Source organism: Citrifermentans bremense, assembly GCF_014218275.1.
Lineage (GTDB): Bacteria > Desulfobacterota > Desulfuromonadia > Geobacterales > Geobacteraceae > Geomonas > Geomonas pelophila.
In genome coordinates this window covers 1,365,180-1,381,777 of the sequence record NZ_AP023213.1, presented here as the reverse complement: position 1 = coordinate 1,381,777, position 16,598 = coordinate 1,365,180, and the positions used below count along the sequence as shown (strand labels likewise).

Annotated in this window: 18 protein-coding genes; 6 read left to right on the top strand and 12 right to left on the bottom strand. The window is 61.2% G+C overall.

Features of this window, described 5'->3' with window-relative positions; genetic code table 11:
• The first annotated feature begins 86 nt into the window (after nt 1-86).
• From GEOBRER4_RS06075 to GEOBRER4_RS06065, 3 genes are all read left to right on the top strand, one after another.
• Nucleotides 87-986: a YceI family protein gene (locus GEOBRER4_RS06075; protein WP_185244650.1), complete on the top strand. Its 900-nt coding sequence runs from the start codon at nt 87-89 to the stop codon at nt 984-986.
• A gap of 197 nt (nt 987-1,183) precedes the next feature.
• Nucleotides 1,184-2,254, top strand: a complete 1,071-nt coding sequence (locus tag GEOBRER4_RS06070) for an ADP-ribosylglycohydrolase family protein (RefSeq protein WP_185244649.1) — start codon at nt 1,184-1,186, stop codon at nt 2,252-2,254.
• A gap of 20 nt (nt 2,255-2,274) precedes the next feature.
• Entirely contained in the window at nt 2,275-2,667 is a 393-nt protein-coding gene (locus GEOBRER4_RS06065; RefSeq protein WP_226377900.1) for a M20/M25/M40 family metallo-hydrolase, read from the top strand.
• Between the two features lie 6 nt (nt 2,668-2,673).
• On the opposite strand, the gene GEOBRER4_RS06060 is transcribed toward GEOBRER4_RS06065, so the two are convergent.
• The 7 genes from GEOBRER4_RS06060 to GEOBRER4_RS06030 form a co-directional block, all read right to left on the bottom strand.
• On the bottom strand, nt 2,674-3,930 hold the full coding sequence (locus tag GEOBRER4_RS06060; RefSeq protein ID WP_185244648.1) for an amidohydrolase family protein: 1,257 nt from the start codon (nt 3,928-3,930) through the stop codon (nt 2,674-2,676).
• Nucleotides 3,931-4,124: 194 nt separating this feature from the next.
• Complete coding sequence (gene panD / locus GEOBRER4_RS06055; protein WP_185244647.1) at nt 4,125-4,529, bottom strand: aspartate 1-decarboxylase; 405 nt, start codon at nt 4,527-4,529, stop codon at nt 4,125-4,127.
• Nucleotides 4,530-4,534: 5 nt separating this feature from the next.
• The gene (gene panC / locus GEOBRER4_RS06050) at nt 4,535-5,374 is read right to left on the bottom strand and encodes a pantoate--beta-alanine ligase (protein WP_185244646.1); all 840 of its coding nucleotides are present in this window, start codon (nt 5,372-5,374) and stop codon (nt 4,535-4,537) included.
• Nucleotides 5,371-6,174: a 3-methyl-2-oxobutanoate hydroxymethyltransferase gene (panB, locus tag GEOBRER4_RS06045; protein ID WP_185244645.1), complete on the bottom strand. Its 804-nt coding sequence runs from the start codon at nt 6,172-6,174 to the stop codon at nt 5,371-5,373. The genes panC and panB overlap by 4 nt, the downstream gene beginning before the upstream one ends.
• Before the next feature lie 335 nt (nt 6,175-6,509).
• Nucleotides 6,510-8,501 carry a methyl-accepting chemotaxis protein gene (locus GEOBRER4_RS06040; RefSeq protein WP_185244644.1) on the bottom strand — a complete coding sequence of 664 codons (1,992 nt, stop codon included), beginning with the start codon at nt 8,499-8,501 and terminating at the stop codon, nt 6,510-6,512.
• Between the two features lie 114 nt (nt 8,502-8,615).
• Complete coding sequence (locus GEOBRER4_RS06035; RefSeq protein ID WP_185244643.1) at nt 8,616-9,701, bottom strand: 6-phosphofructokinase; 1,086 nt, start codon at nt 9,699-9,701, stop codon at nt 8,616-8,618.
• 136 nt (nt 9,702-9,837) lie between these two features.
• Nucleotides 9,838-10,491: a peroxiredoxin-like family protein gene (locus GEOBRER4_RS06030; protein ID WP_185244642.1), complete on the bottom strand. Its 654-nt coding sequence runs from the start codon at nt 10,489-10,491 to the stop codon at nt 9,838-9,840.
• A 183-nt stretch (nt 10,492-10,674) separates the two neighbouring features.
• Here GEOBRER4_RS06030 and GEOBRER4_RS06025 point away from each other — a divergent pair, with 183 nt between their 5' ends.
• The 3 genes from GEOBRER4_RS06025 (at nt 10,675) to GEOBRER4_RS06015 (ending at nt 12,001) form a co-directional block, all read left to right on the top strand.
• Nucleotides 10,675-10,899 (top strand): hypothetical protein, encoded by a 225-nt coding sequence (locus GEOBRER4_RS06025; RefSeq protein ID WP_085813369.1) that lies wholly within the window; start codon nt 10,675-10,677, stop codon nt 10,897-10,899.
• A gap of 77 nt (nt 10,900-10,976) precedes the next feature.
• Nucleotides 10,977-11,435, top strand: a complete 459-nt coding sequence (locus GEOBRER4_RS06020) for an iron-sulfur cluster-binding oxidoreductase (protein WP_085813370.1) — start codon at nt 10,977-10,979, stop codon at nt 11,433-11,435.
• A gap of 2 nt (nt 11,436-11,437) precedes the next feature.
• Complete coding sequence (locus GEOBRER4_RS06015; RefSeq protein ID WP_085813371.1) at nt 11,438-12,001, top strand: hemerythrin domain-containing protein; 564 nt, start codon at nt 11,438-11,440, stop codon at nt 11,999-12,001.
• Between the two features lie 180 nt (nt 12,002-12,181).
• Here GEOBRER4_RS06015 and GEOBRER4_RS06010 read toward each other — a convergent pair whose 3' ends face one another.
• The 5 genes from GEOBRER4_RS06010 to GEOBRER4_RS05990 all read right to left on the bottom strand — a co-directional run bounded on the left by GEOBRER4_RS06010 (nt 12,182) and on the right by GEOBRER4_RS05990 (nt 16,598).
• Entirely contained in the window at nt 12,182-13,492 is a 1,311-nt protein-coding gene (locus tag GEOBRER4_RS06010; RefSeq protein WP_085813372.1) for a homoserine dehydrogenase, read from the bottom strand.
• Between the two features lie 96 nt (nt 13,493-13,588).
• A complete protein-coding gene (gene nusB, locus GEOBRER4_RS06005; protein WP_012531453.1) occupies nt 13,589-14,026 on the bottom strand; it encodes a transcription antitermination factor NusB in 438 nt (145 codons plus the stop codon).
• On the bottom strand, nt 14,027-14,494 hold the full coding sequence (ribH, locus tag GEOBRER4_RS06000) for a 6,7-dimethyl-8-ribityllumazine synthase (RefSeq protein WP_085813374.1): 468 nt from the start codon (nt 14,492-14,494) through the stop codon (nt 14,027-14,029).
• A 148-nt stretch (nt 14,495-14,642) separates the two neighbouring features.
• Entirely contained in the window at nt 14,643-15,845 is a 1,203-nt protein-coding gene (locus GEOBRER4_RS05995; protein ID WP_185244641.1) for a bifunctional 3,4-dihydroxy-2-butanone-4-phosphate synthase/GTP cyclohydrolase II, read from the bottom strand.
• Between the two features lie 108 nt (nt 15,846-15,953).
• Nucleotides 15,954-16,598: a riboflavin synthase gene (locus GEOBRER4_RS05990; protein WP_185244640.1), complete on the bottom strand. Its 645-nt coding sequence runs from the start codon at nt 16,596-16,598 to the stop codon at nt 15,954-15,956.

The following is a 16,598-nucleotide window of genomic DNA, read 5'->3' as shown; positions in this document are numbered from 1 at the left end:
AAGGCCCCGGAGAGGATGTTGTCTATGTGACGACCTGGCTGACCTACAGGTTCTAGTCTAACATCGCGCGAGAAGGAGCGAGTGCCATGAGCCATACCTTGTCATCCAACCAAATGATGCTGCGCCTCCAGAACGGTGCTGTGGTGATCGATGTGATGACGCCGGAGGATTATGCCGCCTGTCATGTGGCCGGTGCCCTGAACGCCTGTGTCTATGAGGTTGCCTTTATCGATCAGATCGCCGAACTGGTCCCTGATCGAAATCGGGAACTGATCCTCTACGACGCTACCGGCACGACCCGATCTGCAGAATTGGCCTGCGAACGACTGCAGCAAGCCGGTTACGCCAAGGTCTCGGTGCTGGCCGGCGGGCTTGCCGCTTGGCGCAAGGAAGGACTGCCGCTCGAGGTGGAAGAAACGGCGGCCTCATTGGGGTTGCGGGATGGCCCCTACCGGGTCAACACAGAAAAAAGCACCCTGGAGTGGATCGGCCGAAACCTGAACAAACGGCACTACGGCAGCATCGGCATCAAGGCGGGAGAACTGTCCATCACGGGTGGAAAGCTCTCCCGAGGGTATATCGAACTGGACATGACCAGCATTTCCAATCTGGATCTGCAGGATGGCGGTTGGCGCGATGTGTTGATCCGCCACCTTAAATCTGACGATTTCTTCGCTGTGGATCGTTTTCCGACAGCTTCGTTCACCTCGACGGGATGGGAAACCAGGGAAGAGAATTCGTTAAACGCAGTCAAAGGGATTGTCACAGGAAAGTTGAAAATAAGAGATATCACCCGGGAGATCCGCATCCCTGCGACCATCGCTCCGCAAGATGACGGCAGCATCCAGGCTCATGCAGCCTTCGATCTCGATCGTACCCTCTGGAATGCCTGCTACGGATCGTGCAGGCTGTTCGAGCGACTTGGCATGCATTTCGTGGATGACTTGATCAGCCTTGAGCTGTTTGTAGTGGCGGGTGCATGGTGAGAGTCGGGGGCAACATGCGAGGAATTTAGTACTTGACGACTCCATGATTCGGCAGGGAATAAACTGTTGCCGGAATGCCGTAACATGCTAAATTTACGACTGTTAAAATGCGCAAGGAACATTGACTCTTTGCTTATAATTGGTATTTTTCGCCAATATGGTCCGAACACATGTCCTGGTAGAATGAGGTGTTCACTATGCCTGAAACAACTAAGGATCGCGCGGCTGGTGCCATCATGGGCGCCTTTATTGGGGATGCCCTTGGGCTCGGGCCGCATTGGTATTACGACCTTGCCGAACTGCGCCGCGATTACGGCGAATGGATAACCGGGTACACCGATCCCAAACCCGGTCGCTACCACGCCGGACTAAAGGCTGGCCAGCTCTCCCAGGCGGGGTTCATCCTCAAGTTGTTGCTGGCCTCACTGGTTTCCTGCGGAGGCTATGACGAGGCTGACTTTTGTCGCCGCATGGATAAGGATCTGCTGCCGCTTCTTGATGGCACCCCCATCAGCGGCCCGGGCAGCTACACCAGCCAGTCCATCCGCGAGCTGTGGCGGCAAAGGGTCGAGCAAAGACTGCCTTGGGGGCAGACCGGTGGACATGCTGACACTACCGAAGCGATAGAGCGCACCCTTGCCCTGGCGGTGCGTTACGCGGCTGCCCCAGCGCAGCTTGCCGCCGCCATTACCGGCAATACCCTCCTCACCCAAAACGACGACGTAGTGGTATCCATGACCGTAGCCTACGGCGCTGTGCTGGGGCAGCTGGTACAGGGACACCCCCTGGACGCGCACCTGTCCAACCGACTGATGAAACTGGTTAAAAACGGGGCGCTCCCGTTTCATGCCGTCACCAGCGACAACTTGGGGCCGCCGCGACCCGGTGCTCCGGACCCGCCACGCGCCGGACGATTCGCCTCACCCGATGCCCTGCTTACACCGTCCTACATGGCCGCGGCTGCTGCCGATCCCGCGATCCGCATCGAACCGGCCTGGAAGGTATCGATCGTCTACGGCATGCCGTGCGCCATCTATCATCAGTTGCCGGCGGCCTATTACCTTGGGGCGCGCTACAGCGACGATTTTGAATCCGCCCTGCTCCATGCGGTGAACGGCGGCGGCCAGAATCAGGCGCGCGCCATCCTGACCGGTGCGCTGGTCGGCGCGCAGGTGGGTCTCTCGGGCATTCCACAGCGCTTCCTCGACGGTTTGGAAGACTGCGCCACACTGTCCGGGTTAGCGGCAGAGCTAGGTGCGCAAGCCTAAAGTTCAGGAGTATTATATGGGTGTCGGCAAAACCGGCGTTGTCGGCCTGCTCCGCAACGGCGATGGGCCTACGGTCATGCTGCGAGCCGATATGGACGCGTTGCCGGTCGAAGAAGCCGGATCTGCCGTATGCCAGCAAGGTAACCGCCACCGATCGAGAGAGTAATACCGTTCCGGTCTCGCATATGTGCGGCCATGACATGCATGTGACGTGGCTCTGTGGTGCCGCGAAATTGCTGGCCGACGCACGCTCAACCTGGCGCGGTACCTTGATGGCGGTATTCCAACCCGGAGAAGAAACGGCGGAAGGTGCGCAAGCGATGACGCCTGCACCCGCGTTCCGCCAGCGCAACCTGATAAACGAAAAGCCCCCGTTTCCCGAGGGCTTTTCTTATTTTCAAGTGACCAGCTAACTGCGACTACGGTTTCGGGTACTGCTCTCCTGCGACGTAGACCTGCTCCAGGCGCCCTTTGGTGAGGAGGGCGGTGTGGATGGTGGCCTCGCTTGCGCTGCCGCAGGAAAGAACCTGGAAGTCGGCGCGCTTGCCGACTTCGAGCGAACCGGCGCTCCCCTCTATCTGCAACGCGCGGGCTCCCCCGATGGTGGCCATGGCAATCAGCTCCTCGGGGCTGAAGACGCCTGGGGCCTGCTGCTGCAGGTAGCGGAGCTCGTCCCAAAGGGAAAGGGAGTCGTTGCTGGCGAGCGAGTCGGTCCCAAGGGCGAGGGAAAGTCCGGCGCTCTTCAACAGCTTGTGCGGGGCAGAGCCTACGAAAAGACGGTCGTTGCTGCGGGGACAGAGCACCACGCTGCACCCCTTTTCCTTCAACACCCTCACATCGTCCGGGGTGACGTGCACGGCATGGACCGCGAGGGTGGAGGGGTCGAGGACGCCGAGATCGAGAAGGAAGCGGGTGGAAGTTGTGTGCATCGGGTGCGGCAGGTACTGTTCCCAGTGTGCCATGGGGTAGATCAGTTCGGCGATATCCCCCGTGGTGTCATGCATGAAGGAGGCTTCGTCCGCCGTCTCCGAGAGATGGATCGCCTTGGGAATGGCCCTCTTCACCGCCAGCGCGTGCAAGTCCTGCAAGAGCTGCGGCGAGACGGTGTGCGGGGTGTGCGGAGAGATCGCCGGCAGGAGCGTCCCGGAAAGTGCGTCTAGCGTGGCCTCGATGCGCCGCAGCAGGTTTTCGCCCTGCAAGGGGTCGTGCCCTATCGCCTCCAGGAACACCCTGCCGGAAAGCTGCGTGTCGCGGTAGAGGGGGGCCAGGGAAAAGTCGGAGAGGATGTCGCCGACCGAGGTGGTGCCGGATTCCAGGCAAAGCCGAATCCCCTCCCGGACCGAGTGCTCCATTTCGCCGGGCAAAAGGGCGCGCTTGATCTTCACCACCTGCTGGATCCATTCGACGTAGCGCTTCGGGAGGTAGTCCAGGTCCTTGCGCAGCTTCCAGGCGGGGAAATGGGTCAGCTCCAGGTGCGTGTGCGCGTTGACGAGCCCCGGCATGATCACGCACCCCGGCAGATCGGTGACCGGGGCGGAGCAGGCGGCCTGAACCTCGTGCAGGGTCCCGACGGCTGCTATCACCCCGTTCTCCACCGCGACGGCGCCGCCGGCGACGGGAGGAGAGGATACGGGGATAAGGTATGAGGCGGCGTATATTCTCTTTTTCGAACCCAAGGAGAGACCCCCAAAAGCGTTGACTGCAGACGTGACCTAAAGGAAATGGAGCCGCGCAAGCCTGCGACTGAACAATAGGATGCTGAACCAATAAAAATGGGGACGCCGACGGAAACGGGCAGTCTCTTTTAAAGCAGACCCCACAGATTCTATCAGCGTCCCTGTTTTTTGCTTCGGGTGCCCGGGAAATTACCCTAGTTCTTCCAGTGCACGCTCTTCAGGGTCGCCTGGCCGGCCACTTCCTTGCGGCTTTCGAGCATACGGTTCTTGTCGTCCACGAAGACGAGCTTCGGCTCGTGGGCCATGGCCTCGGCGTTGTCCATGTTGACGAAGCTGGCGATGATGACCAGGTCCTGCGGGGCCACGAGCCTTGCGGCGGCGCCGTTGATGCAGATGACGCCGGAACCGCGCTCGCCCTCGATGGCGTAGGTCTCGAAACGGCTCCCGTTGGTGACGTCCCAGATGCAGACGGCCTCGTACGGGATGATGTCGGCCGCTTCCATGAGGTCGAGGTCGATGGTGATGCTTCCCTCGTAGTGAAGGTCCGCGCCGGTTACGGTGGCCCTGTGGATCTTGCTCTTCAGCATCTTCCTGTCCATATCTTCTAATCCTCCCCTAGTATGCTGTTGTCTATCAATCGTACCGAACCCACCCGCACCGCCAGTGCGAGGAGCGTCCTCTCATCCGCCTTATCCAACGGGAGCAGGCTGTCCTGGTCCCTGAACTCAAGGTAGTCGATCTGCGGCGACTTCTCTGCCTCGATCACGGCGACGGCGGCCTTTTTCAGCGCAGCGACGTCCCGCTCCCCTCCCCTGAAAGCCTTCTTCGCTGCAGCTATGGAACGGGAGAGGCAAAGCGCCTGTTCCCTTTCCGCGGGGGAGAGTTTGGTGTTCCTGGAGCTCATGGCGAGCCCGTCTTTCTCCCGCACGATCGGCATCCCCACGATCTCGACGTCGAAGTTGAAGTCCTGCACCATGCGCCTGATGACGGCGAGCTGCTGGAAGTCCTTCTTGCCGAATAGGGCGACCTTCGGGGCGACGATGTTGAACAGCTTGGCGACCACGGTGGTGACGCCGCGGAAATGGCCCGGCCTGCTGGCGCCGCAAAGGTGCGCGGTGATCTCCTCGACGTTCAGGTAGCTCTGGTACCCCGCGGGGTACATGTCGGCGGCGGTGGGTGCGAAGATGACGTCGACGCCGGCCTTCTCGGCTATCTCCTTGTCGTGCTCGAGGTCCCGCGGGTAGCTGTCCAGGTCCTCGTTGACGCCGAACTGGGTGGGGTTGACGAAGATGCTCGCCACCACGAACTTAGCGCGCTTGCGCGCTTCCACCATGAGGGAGGCATGCCCCTCGTGCAGGTAACCCATGGTGGGAACCAGGGCGATCTCGCCCCGCCTTTCCCTCGCGTACTGCTGCATCTGCGCGACCGAATGGATGACTATCATTTGAAACCGTGCCTTTCTTCCGGGAATGTGCCGCCTTTTACCTCGGCTATGTAGTTGGAGCAGGCCTCGCCGATCAGGGGGGCGAGTTCCGCGTAGCGCTTGACGAACTTCGGGGAGTACTTGCTGCAAAGGCCCAGGATGTCGTGGATCACCAGCACCTGGCCGTCGCAGTGCGGCCCCGCCCCGATGCCGATGGTCGGGATGGTGAGCTCCGCGGTGATCTTCTGCGCCAGCGACATGGGGATCCCTTCCAGCACCACGGCGAAGGCCCCGGCACGCTCGACGGCCAGGGCGTCGGCCATGAGCTTCTCGGCCTGCTCCTCCCCCTTGCCCTGCACCTTGAAGCCGCCCATGCGGTGCAGCGACTGCGGGGTGAGGCCGATGTGCCCCATGACCGGCACGTCCATGTCGGTGATGGCGCTTATGGTTTCCGCCACGTTGACGCCCCCTTCGAGCTTTACGGCCGCGGCGCCGCCATCCTTCACCAGGAGGCCGGCGTTCAGCCTCGCGCTCTTCAGATCGGTCTGGTAGGAGAGAAAGGGAAGGTCCGCCACCACGAACGCCTTGGGGCGCGCCCGCATCACGGCGCGGGTGTGGTAGATCATGTCCTCCATGGTGACCGGCAGCGTGTTGTCGTACCCTGCGACCACGACCCCCACCGAGTCCCCCACGAGGATCATGTCGATGCCGCAGGCATCCATGATCCCGGTCATGGGGAAGTCGTAGCTGGTCAGGACCGCTATCTTTTCCCCTTCAGCCTTCATCCTTTGAAAATCGAGGATGGTTTTCTGCTTCTGCATCTATCCGCTACCCCCGCGGGTTTCCCCGCCCCGTTTCTGCACGGGCAAAATGGTATACGCTGCTTCAAAACAAGGTGTCGCCGCAGCCGGCAATCGCCTGCAAGACAAAAAAAAACGCCTTCTGGTAGGAAGACGCTGTCAAATAGCGGGATGCGCGCAAAAACGGCGCAAGACGCTCTCCAAGCTATCGCTTCCCGTACCGGTTCCTTGCGAAATCCAGGCGGTATGTATCTTATTCCGGTGTCCGTCGCGGCTCCACTTGACTATAGCGGGCCAAACACCGTTAGTGAATTAACACAGGGACATATAAATGTCCAGTCATTTCTCTTTGCGGCCTATTCCGCGCTGGCCCTCATCTGTTCGAGCTCGTTCACAACGGCGCCGCTTTCGTTCTGGCGCTGCTCGATCCCGTCGAAGATGCCATCGGCCATCCTGGCGACGTAATCTATCGCCCCCTTGATCTCGTTGCTGTCGGCGGTCTGCCTGCCGACCGACGAGGCGACGCTGTGGCTCATCTCCTTCACGTCCTCGAGAGCCCGCGCCACGGTCTTGGTCGCCTGCGCCTGCTCCTTCGAAGCCTTGAAGATCTGCATGGTCATGGAGCTCACGTCCTCGATGGAGCGGCTCACCAGTTGCACCGAGGTCGCCTGCTCCTGGGTGGCGAGCTTGATCTGCTGGGTCATGTCCAGCGCCTTCTGCGAGCTGTCCAGGATGCTCGTCAGGGAGGCGCCGGTCAGCTGGCCTAACTTCACCCCTTTCTTCACCAGGTCCTTTGTGGCGGTGACGTTGTCCGCGGCGGTCCTGGACTCGGTCATGATCTCCTCGATGATCCCGGTGATCTCGCCGGTGGAGAGCCCGGTCTGCAGGGAGAGGTTCCGGATCTCGTCGGCGACGACGCCGAAGCTCTTGCCGTATTCCCCCGCCTGGGCCGCGATGATGGAGGCGTTCAGGGCCAGGAGGTTGGTCCTCTTGGTGATGTCGTTGATGACGCTGACGAACCCTTCGATCCTGCCGCTGTTGGCGCTGAGCCGCTTGATCCCCTGGTAGGAAAGGTCGACCGAGCGCTGGATCTCGGCGAGGGCATCCACCGTCTCGCGCACGATCTGCGTCCCCTGCTCGGCATGTTCCTTAACCCGGACGGAGAGGCCGTGCGAGTGCCCGGTGCTCTTTTCCACCTGCCTGAGCGTGGTGGTGATCTGCTCCATGGCGGAGACCGACTTGTAGACCGAGTCGGAGAGCGCGTCCATGTTCTGGGTGATCTGGTCGGTGGCGATGGAGATCTCCGCGGCGGAGACGCTGGCGCCGTCCACCGATTCCATCATCCCGTGCGCGGCGGCGTCGATCTTCAGCGCCCCGTTCGCCAGGGAATCGGCGGCGCTTTTGAGGCGGAAGAGGTTCGAGGAGTAGTTCTCCCTCTTCATCAGGGTCTCGGAGAAGGTCTTACCCAGCTCCAGGGTGAGGAGGTCTATGGACTGGAGCAGGCTGATCCGCATCAGCGCGGCGGCCGCCTGGTCCGCAAAGAGCCGGATGGTGTCGACGTCGGTGTCGTTCAGAGCCCGGTGGCTCTTCTTGTTGTCGAGGCCGAAGACGCCTATGGTCTCGCCCTTAAGGACGATGGGGCAGAGGATGAAGGTGGTGGAGCGCAGAGGCTCGATCCCGTTGAAGGGGGGCTGCAGCATGAAGTCTGCGGGGTAGTCGGTGATGTTCTCTATGAAGTAGACCTGCTTGTCCTGGAAGCTCTTGAAGATGACGCCGGATCGGCCGTCCAGCGGGATGGTCACCTCGGGCCCGACCGGCGCCTCGTTCCCCGCGGTCACTGCGAAGTAGAGGTTCTTTCGCTCCGGGTCCGCCATCAGGACGTTGACTCGCTCGTAGCCGAGCACCTCGTGCAACCCCTCGACGCAGAGCGCCAGCACGTCGTCCTTTTGCACCGCCTTCTGGATCCGGCTGCCGATCTTGTGGAAGTTCTTTATGTTGTTGTCCAGCACCTTGTAACGGTTCTCGAACAGCTTCTTCTGGGCGTCGACTTCCTGCACCAGGGCGTCGAGCCTCTCCCCTTTTTGGTGCAGTTCGTCCACGGCGCGGCCGATGAAATGGCCGAACACGGCGAGGACGCAGGCGGTGCCCCCGCCCATGTAGATGTAGAGCGCCATACCCTGCGCGCTTTGCTTCATCTCGGCAAAGGCCTGGACGGCTAAGGGGACGTTGGGGTCGGAGAAAAGCATCAGGCGCAGCAGTATCCAGCCAAGCGGTGCCGATATGCCAAGGAAAAAGCCGATGAGCGCGTATTTCACACTTCTGTTGGCATCGGCGAATGGGTTCTTCATGTTCAGGGCACCTCTTTGCTCCCGCTCGACGCACAGGGGCGCGATGCGGGATTTTTCACGGTCTGCTCCAGGTTCCGCAGTCTAGAGCAGACATTAGTCAAAGTCAACAGTAACTTACCTCCCCAGCATGATGCCGAGCGCCTCGGCGTGGCGCACCATCTCGCCCCCAGGATCGATGAGGTTGAGGCTCCGTATCGCGTCCTCGATCGGCACCGAGGTGATGTGGCGCCCCTTGAGGCAGACCATGTGGCCGAAGGCCTCGCTCTCGATCAGTTCCACCGCCTTCACCCCGAAGCGGCTTCCTATGCAGCGGTCGAAGGTCGAGGGAGACCCGCCGCGCTGCAGATGCCCCAGCACCGTGACCCTGATGTCCATCTCCAGCACCCCGCCGAGCTCCCGGGAAAAGGCTTCCCCTACCCCGCCCAGGCGCTCCACGACGGATTTCCCCCCCGCGGCCTCCTTGACCACGCGCCCGCCTCCCTTGGGGAAAGCGCCTTCGGCCACGACCACCACGCTGAAGCGGCGGCCGCGGCGGCCGCGCTCGAGGATCGCCTGGGAAACCTTCTCGATGTCGTAGGGGATTTCCGGAACGAGGATCACGTCGGCGCCGCCGGCTATCCCGGACTCTAGGGCGATCCATCCGGCGTAGCGTCCCATGACCTCCAGCACCATGACCCGGTGGTGGCTCTCCGCGGTGGAGTGGAGCTTGTCGAGCGCCTCGGTTGCGGTCTCGAGCGCCGTGTTGTAGCCGAAGGTGACGTCGGTTTCCAGAAGGTCGTTGTCTATGGTCTTCGGGACCCCCACGATGGGGACGCCCCGGCGCATCAGCTCCTGGGCGATCTTCAGCGAGCCGTCCCCCCCGACGACGACCAGAGCCGAAAGCCCCAGGTGCTTTATGCGGGAGCAGACCTCGTCGGAGACGTCGACCAGTTCCACTTTCCCTTCGCGCACCATCGGGAAGGCGAAGGGGTTTCCCCTGTTGCTGGTGCCGAGTATGGTGCCCCCCAAGGGGAGGATGCCGCGCACCTCTTCGAGCCCGAGACAGCGGCACTTCTCCGGGTGCAGGAACCCGTCGAAGCCGTCCTCTATACCGACCACCTTCCAGCCGCGGCCGACCGCCGACTTGACCACCCCCCTGATCACTGCGTTAAGCCCGGGGCAATCCCCTCCCCCGGTGAGTATTCCGATTCTTTTGGACACCTGGCCTCCCCCTTCGCTGAAGCTACGGGGGACATGGCCCCCCTTCAAAAAAAATACAGCCCCCAACTCTTCCCAACTCGCCCTCTCATCCAGCTCTCCCTCGCCCTCTGGGAGAGGGGTGGGGTGAGGGATAGACTTAAGCGTGCTTCGCCCCCAGCACATCCAGTATTGCCTGCGGCTCCAGACGGTTCCTAGGGTCGCTGTCCACGTAGCTCAGGATGACACGCCGGTTTTGCCCGATCACGAAGGTTCCCGCTAAAGGAAGCTCCCACGACTGGTCGGCGTTGTACTCTGGAAGGTTCACCCCCAAGGAGATGTAGAGCTCGCGCACCCAGTCCGGAAGCCGGTACACGAGCCCGTAGCTGCGGGCGACCTGGTTTCCCAGGTCGCTCAAGACCTCGTACTGCAGGAAGTTCTTCAAGAGCGTCGCCTGGGTCTTGTCCGGGCTCTGCGGCGAGACCGCGATGAGCGCCGCCCCAAGGTGCAACACTTGCGGGAGGATCTTCTGGTAGGCCCTCAACTGAAGGCTGCAGTATGGTCACCAGATCCCCCGGTAGAAGGTGAGCACCACGGGCCCGTTGGTAAGCGCATCGGAGAGCCTGACCGGTATCCCCACCGCGTTGGGCAGGGTGAAATCGGGGGCCTCGCCGCCGGCCTTTGGGGCTCCTGCCGTGCTGGCACAGGCGGCAATATCCCGGTACGCCTTGTCGAGGAGTTCCGCCTTTTCTGGGGAATTCGCGCGGTAGGAATGCTCCAGCGCAGCTATCTGCGATCTCAGGTCATGTTCCATCGCCGCCTCCATTTTTTGTTTTAGCCACCAATTCTACGCGCATTCATGAAGAGGTCAATGATTCTCCGATCATAGAGCCATTTTCCAAGGCATGCGGAGAATCGTATATTTTTGACCCATGTCATAAACAATTTTCCTTGGCGGCGCTATCTTCAGTTCAACGAAACGCACAGGAGGGAGCAGATGGAATTCAAAAACGGCTTAGGAGATGCGGCGATACAAAACGTGATAGCAAGCCACCCCGGGATCGGCGAGATCCTGAACCGCTACGAGATCGGTTGCGTCACCTGCAAGGTCGGTATCTGCCTTCTGAAGGACGTGGTATCGATCCACGGGCTGACCAAGGAGCAGGAAGCCTCGGTCGAAAAAGAAATAAATGACTATTTGGATCAAAAAGCGGAAAATTAGCCGGTGCCTGAAGGACTTGGGCACCATCGACATAACCGGCACCATTCAAAATAATTACAATAACAGGAGATAAGAACATGGCACATGCAGGATGCGGCTGCCCGGGCAGCATGGCAAGGGTTATCGAGAGGAACGAGGCAAACGAGCAGGAGACCACGGTTAAGGCGGCTTCGGAATTGCGGCAGTGGCCGGTGCAGCTGCACCTGGTCCCCCCCACCGCCCCCTGGTTCCAGGACAGCGACATACTGATCGCGGCGGACTGCGTCGCCTTCGCGCTGGGAAGCTTCCACAGCGACCTTTTGAAGGGAAAGGCACTGGCGATAGCCTGCCCGAAACTCGACGACAGCACCCCCTACGTGGAAAAACTGGCGACGATCTTCAGGGAAAACGAGGTAAAGAGCATCACCGTTGCCATCATGGAAGTCCCCTGCTGCCGCGGTCTGGACATGATGGTGCGTCAGGCGCTCACGCTCTCCGGCAAGGAGATACCGCTCGAGACCGCGGTGATCGGCATCAACGGGGAGAGGAGGAACTAGGGATGAAACGGGACATCACCCAGAGGCTCAAGGACGAACACCAGCTGATACTGCGCATGCTCGCCCTTTTGGAGCAGAACGCGAAACGCACTGAAGAGGGCACCTTCAAGAATTACCGGTTCTACCTGGACGGGGTCGACTTCATCAGGAATTACGCCGACCGTTTCCACCACGCCAAGGAGGAGGATGTCCTGTTCGAAGCCCTGGTGGCAAACGGCATGCCCAAGGCCAACAGCCCCGTGGCGGCAATGCTGATGGAGCACGACCTGGGAAGGGCCTTCGTGAAGGGGATGGAGGAGGCGGCGACCCGCGCCTTAGCCGGCGAAGCGGGACAGGAAGAGGCCATAGTCGCCAACGCGAGGGGGTACCTGGAGCTTCTGCGGGATCATATCGCCAAGGAGGACGACATACTCTACCCCCTGGCGGAGCGGGTGCTCCCGGAGGAGATGCGCGAGGACATCGTGGCGGGGTACCGCGCGGCCGAGGAAAAGTCGGCAGCAGGGTTCGAGGCGCATTACAGGAGCGTGGTGGAGAAGTACGAGGCGGAAGCGAAAAACCAGGCCTAAGGCAAGGCAAAAGGCACTCACCACAGAGGTACACAGAGGAACCACTGAGGCAAGACAAAAGCAAAAACCTTCTGAACGCCGTTCCGAGTCTTTTTGAGCTACGGGTTTAGCGGGTTTGAAACAAAAAAGGGCGGGGTCAATTGACCCCGCTCTTTTTGCTTTTGCACTCGCCTTCTTTATCTATTCGAGGTTGTCCTCAATCCTGATGAAGGTGCTCTTGCCGCGGATGACCTCGAAGGTGTCGATCTCGGCAAGGGAGCGGCGTACGTCCGCTTCACGCGCCTCGTGGGTCATGATGACGATGGGAACCACTTCGCTGGCGCTCCTCGCGCTCTGCAGCATGGAGGCGATGCTGATGCCGCTGGCGCCCAGGGCTCCGGCGATGCGCGCCAGCACGCCGGGACGGTCCAGGGCCTGGAAGCGGATATAGTACTTGCTGACGATCTCGCCCATGGGCTTGATGGGGAGGTTGCTTACCTTCTCGTCGAGGTAGCCAAGAGGCGCGCAGCGGCGGGAGATGCCGACGCCCATGTTGCGGGAAAGATCGATGACGTCGCCAACGACGGCGCTCGCGGTGGCGTCCATCCCGGCGCCCCTGCCGTAGAACATCACCGGGCCGATGAAGTCGCCGGTTAGCCTGATGGCGTTGAACACGCCGTGCACGTCGGCCAGCGGGTAGTCGATCGGGATCATGGTCGGGTGCACGCGCGCCTCGATCTGGCCTCCGTCCATCTTCCCTATCGCCAGGAGCTTGATCCTGTAGCCGAAGGACTTGGCGAAGTCGACGTCCTCGGAGGAGATCGAGGTGATCCCTTCGGAGTAGATGTCCTTCAGGTCGATCTTGGTGCCGAAGCAAAGCGAAAGCAGGATGCAGAGCTTGTGCGCCGTGTCGACCCCCTCGATGTCGAAGGTGGGGTCAGCCTCGGCGTAGCCAAGCTCCTGGGCGCTCTTCAGCACCTCGGAGAAGTCGGCCCCGTCGTGGGTCATCCGGGTCAGGATGTAGTTGCAGGTGCCGTTCACGATGCCGAGCACGGTGGAGAAACGGTTCCCGGCGAGGTTCCCCTTGATGGCGGAAAGGACGGGGATCCCGCCGCCCACCGCTGCCTCGAAGAGGACCTCGACGCCGTTTGCCTTGGCGGCAGCGTAGATCTCCTCGCCGTGCACGGCGAGAAGCGCCTTGTTGGCGGTAACCACGTGCTTGCCGTGGGAGATGGCCTTAAGGACGAAGCTGCGGGCGGGCTCGTAGCCGCCGATCAGCTCGATGATTATGGAGATTTCCGGATCGGTCAGCACTTCCTCGGCGTTGCGGGTGAGGACGATCCCTTCGGTGCTGACGCCGCGGTCGGTGGTGATGTCGAGGTCGACGATGCTCTTCAGGGAGATCCGGGTGCCGGTTTTCTCCGTCAAGAGCGCGCTGTTCGCGGCAAGAAGCTTTACCACACCGGCGCCGATGGTGCCGAAACCGAGAAGGCCAATCTTTATCTCTTTCATAATCCCTCGTTGGTCAGTACATGATAATTTTTTACAGCTGGCTAAACAGAGGAGGTCGCGCATCGCCCGCACCCTTTCGGCGCGGACTCGCTGCGGCTACTCTTTGTCCGTCACAGTCGAGGCGATCTCGTCGAGAATGCCGTTGACGAAGGAGGCGGAATCGTCGGCGCCGAACTTCTTGGCGACCTCGATGGCCTCGTTCATGGTGACGTTCTTCGGAATGTCCGGGCGGTACAAAAGCTCGAACACGGCCAGGCGCAGGATGTTGAGGTCCACGCGCGCCATGCGGGCCATGCTCCAGTGCTTGGACTTCTCCGCGATGCGGCTGTCGATCGCCTGCAGGTTGCTCACCACACCGTTCACCAGCTCGGAAGCGAAGGCGTAAGCCTTGGAGTTGACCGAGAGGGTCGGCTCCTCACCCTCGCTGAAGCTCTCGGTGATCCTCTTCAGCGTGGTGTTGGCATCCTGCAGCACCAGGTCCTTGGAATAAAGCGCCTGCAGCGCAAGTTCTCTACCTTCTCTGCGTGTCGTCAATTATTTCATCTCCTTGAAGACGTTGGCGGTTTCGATCACGGTCATGGCGGCGTCGAAGCCCTTGTTGCCGGCCTTGGTCCCGGCGCGCTCGATCGCCTGCTCGATGGTGTCGGTGGTCAGCACTCCGAAGGCCACGGGGACGCCGGTGGCAAGCGATACGTGGGCGATCCCCTTGGAGACCTCGGAGGACACGTAGTCGAAGTGGGGGGTGGAGCCGCGGATCACGGCGCCCAGGCAGATGAGGGCGTCGTAGTTGCCGGTAGCGGCCATCTTCTGCGCGGTGAGCGGGATCTCGAAGGCCCCGGGGACCCGGACCACGGTGATCTGCGCGTCGTCGGCGCCGTGGCGCAGCAGCGCGTCGAGTGCCCCTTCGAGCAGGCGCTCGCCGATGAAGCTGTTGAAACGGCCGACTACGATACCGAACCTGAGCCCCTCGGCGTTGAGTTTTCCCTCTACATATTTTGGCATAGTCACTCCTGGTAAATCCAGATTGAGATTAAGATTAAGATTGAGTTGAGACTAGAAAACAAGATTGAGACTAAGATTAAGATTGAGCCTAAGCCTTTTCTAAATCTTAATCTTTATCTGCTTTATCTCTTTTGCCTTATCTCTGCCTTTAAATATTCTCCAGCAGATGCCCCATCTTCTCGCGCTTGGTCTTCAGGTACTTCTCATTGCACTTGGAAGCCGGGATCTCGATGGGAACGCGCTCCACGATGTTGATGCCGTACCCCTGGAGACCGATGAGCTTCTTCGGGTTGTTGGTCATGAGCCGGATCTTCTTCACGCCCAGGTTCACCAGGATCTGCGCGCCGATGCCGTAGTCCCTGAGGTCCGCCTTGAAGCCGAGCGCCAGGTTCGCCTCCACGGTGTCGTGCCCCTGGTCCTGCAGCGCGTAGGCCTTCAGCTTGTTGGTGAGCCCGATGCCGCGCCCTTCCTGGCGCATGTAGAGGATGACCCCCTTCCCTTCCTTCTCGATCCGCTCCATGGCGCTGTGCAGCTGGTCGGCGCAGTCGCACCTGACACTGCCGAAGACGTCCCCGGTGAGGCACTCGGAATGGACCCGCACCAGCACCGGCTCGTCACCCTTGATGTCCCCCTTGACCAGGGCCAGGTGCTCCAGCTTGTCGATGTCGTTTTCGAAGGCCACGGCGCGGAAGCTGCCGTACTGGCTCGGGAGCGCGACGTCGACGGAGCGGCGCACCAGCGACTCGTGCTTCAGGCGGTAGGCGACGAGGTCGGCCACGGTGCAGACCTTGATGCCGTGCTCCTTGGCGAACTTCTTCAATTCGGGCATGCGCGACATGGTGCCGTCGTCGTTCATGATCTCGCAGATGACGCCGGCAGGCTCCAACCCGGCCAGACGCGCGAGATCGACCGAGCCCTCGGTCTGCCCGGAGCGGACCAGGACGCCGCCGTTGCGGGCCCTGAGCGGGAAGATGTGGCCCGGCCTGGCGAGGTCGGCCGCGGTGGCATCGGGTGCCACGGCGGTGAGTATGGTATGGGCGCGGTCCGCCGCCGAGATGCCGGTGGTGACCCCCTTCTTCGCCTCGATGGAAACGGTGAAGGCGGTGCCGAAGGATGAAGTGTTGGTCTGGACCATCGGCTGCAGGTCGAGACGGTCGCAGCGCTCCGAGGTCATGGTAAGGCAGATCAGGCCGCGGCCGTATTTCGCCATGAAGTTGATGGCCTCCGGCGTGACGCACTGGGCCGCCATGGTGAGGTCGCCCTCGTTCTCGCGGTCCTCGTCGTCGGCGAGGATGACCATCCTGCCGGCCCTGATCTCCTCAATCGCTTCCTCTATGCTTGCAACAGACATGTTTTTTAACCTCTCTTACTCTGAGCGGGAATGGATGCACCAGCTCCGGTAACTGAATCTAGATCGTCGACCATAACAAAAAAAGGGGCAAAGTGAAAGAGAAAGCCGTTACAGGAACCCTGTTTTTGCCAGCAGGTCCAGCGTCACTCCTTCGCCGCTCCCCTCCCTCCCCAAGAGCAAGCGCTCGAGGTAGCGGCACAAAAGGTCCGTCTCGATGTTGACCTCGTCCCCCACCCGCTTGGAGATGAGCGTGGTCTTTGCCGCGGTGTGCGGTATCACGTTGATGCTGAAGCTGTCGGGGCCGGCCGTGTTCACGGTGAGGCTGATCCCGTCGATGGCGACCGAGCCCTTGGAGGCTATGTACTTGCCGAACTCGCGCGGGAAGCGGAAGGAGAAGACGATGTTGCCTGCGACCTCCCGGCGCTCGATCACGGTGGCGACGCAGTCGACGTGCCCGGAGACCAGGTGCCCGTCCAGTCGGTCGGAAAGCCTCATGGCGCGCTCCATGTTGACCGGAGAGCCGCTTTTCAGGTTCTTGAAGCCGGTGCGGTCGATGGTTTCGGGGGAGATGTCGAAGGTCACCGCGCCCCCCCCTTTGCGGACCACGGTGAGGCAGGCGCCGTTGACTGCGATCGAGGCGCCGATGGGGACTTCGTCCAAGGGGAGCGACGTCTTAACCGTGAGGCTTCCCGAGGCGCCCCGCTTCTCGATGGAGACCAGCTCGCCAACCGTTTCTATCAAACCTGTGAACAT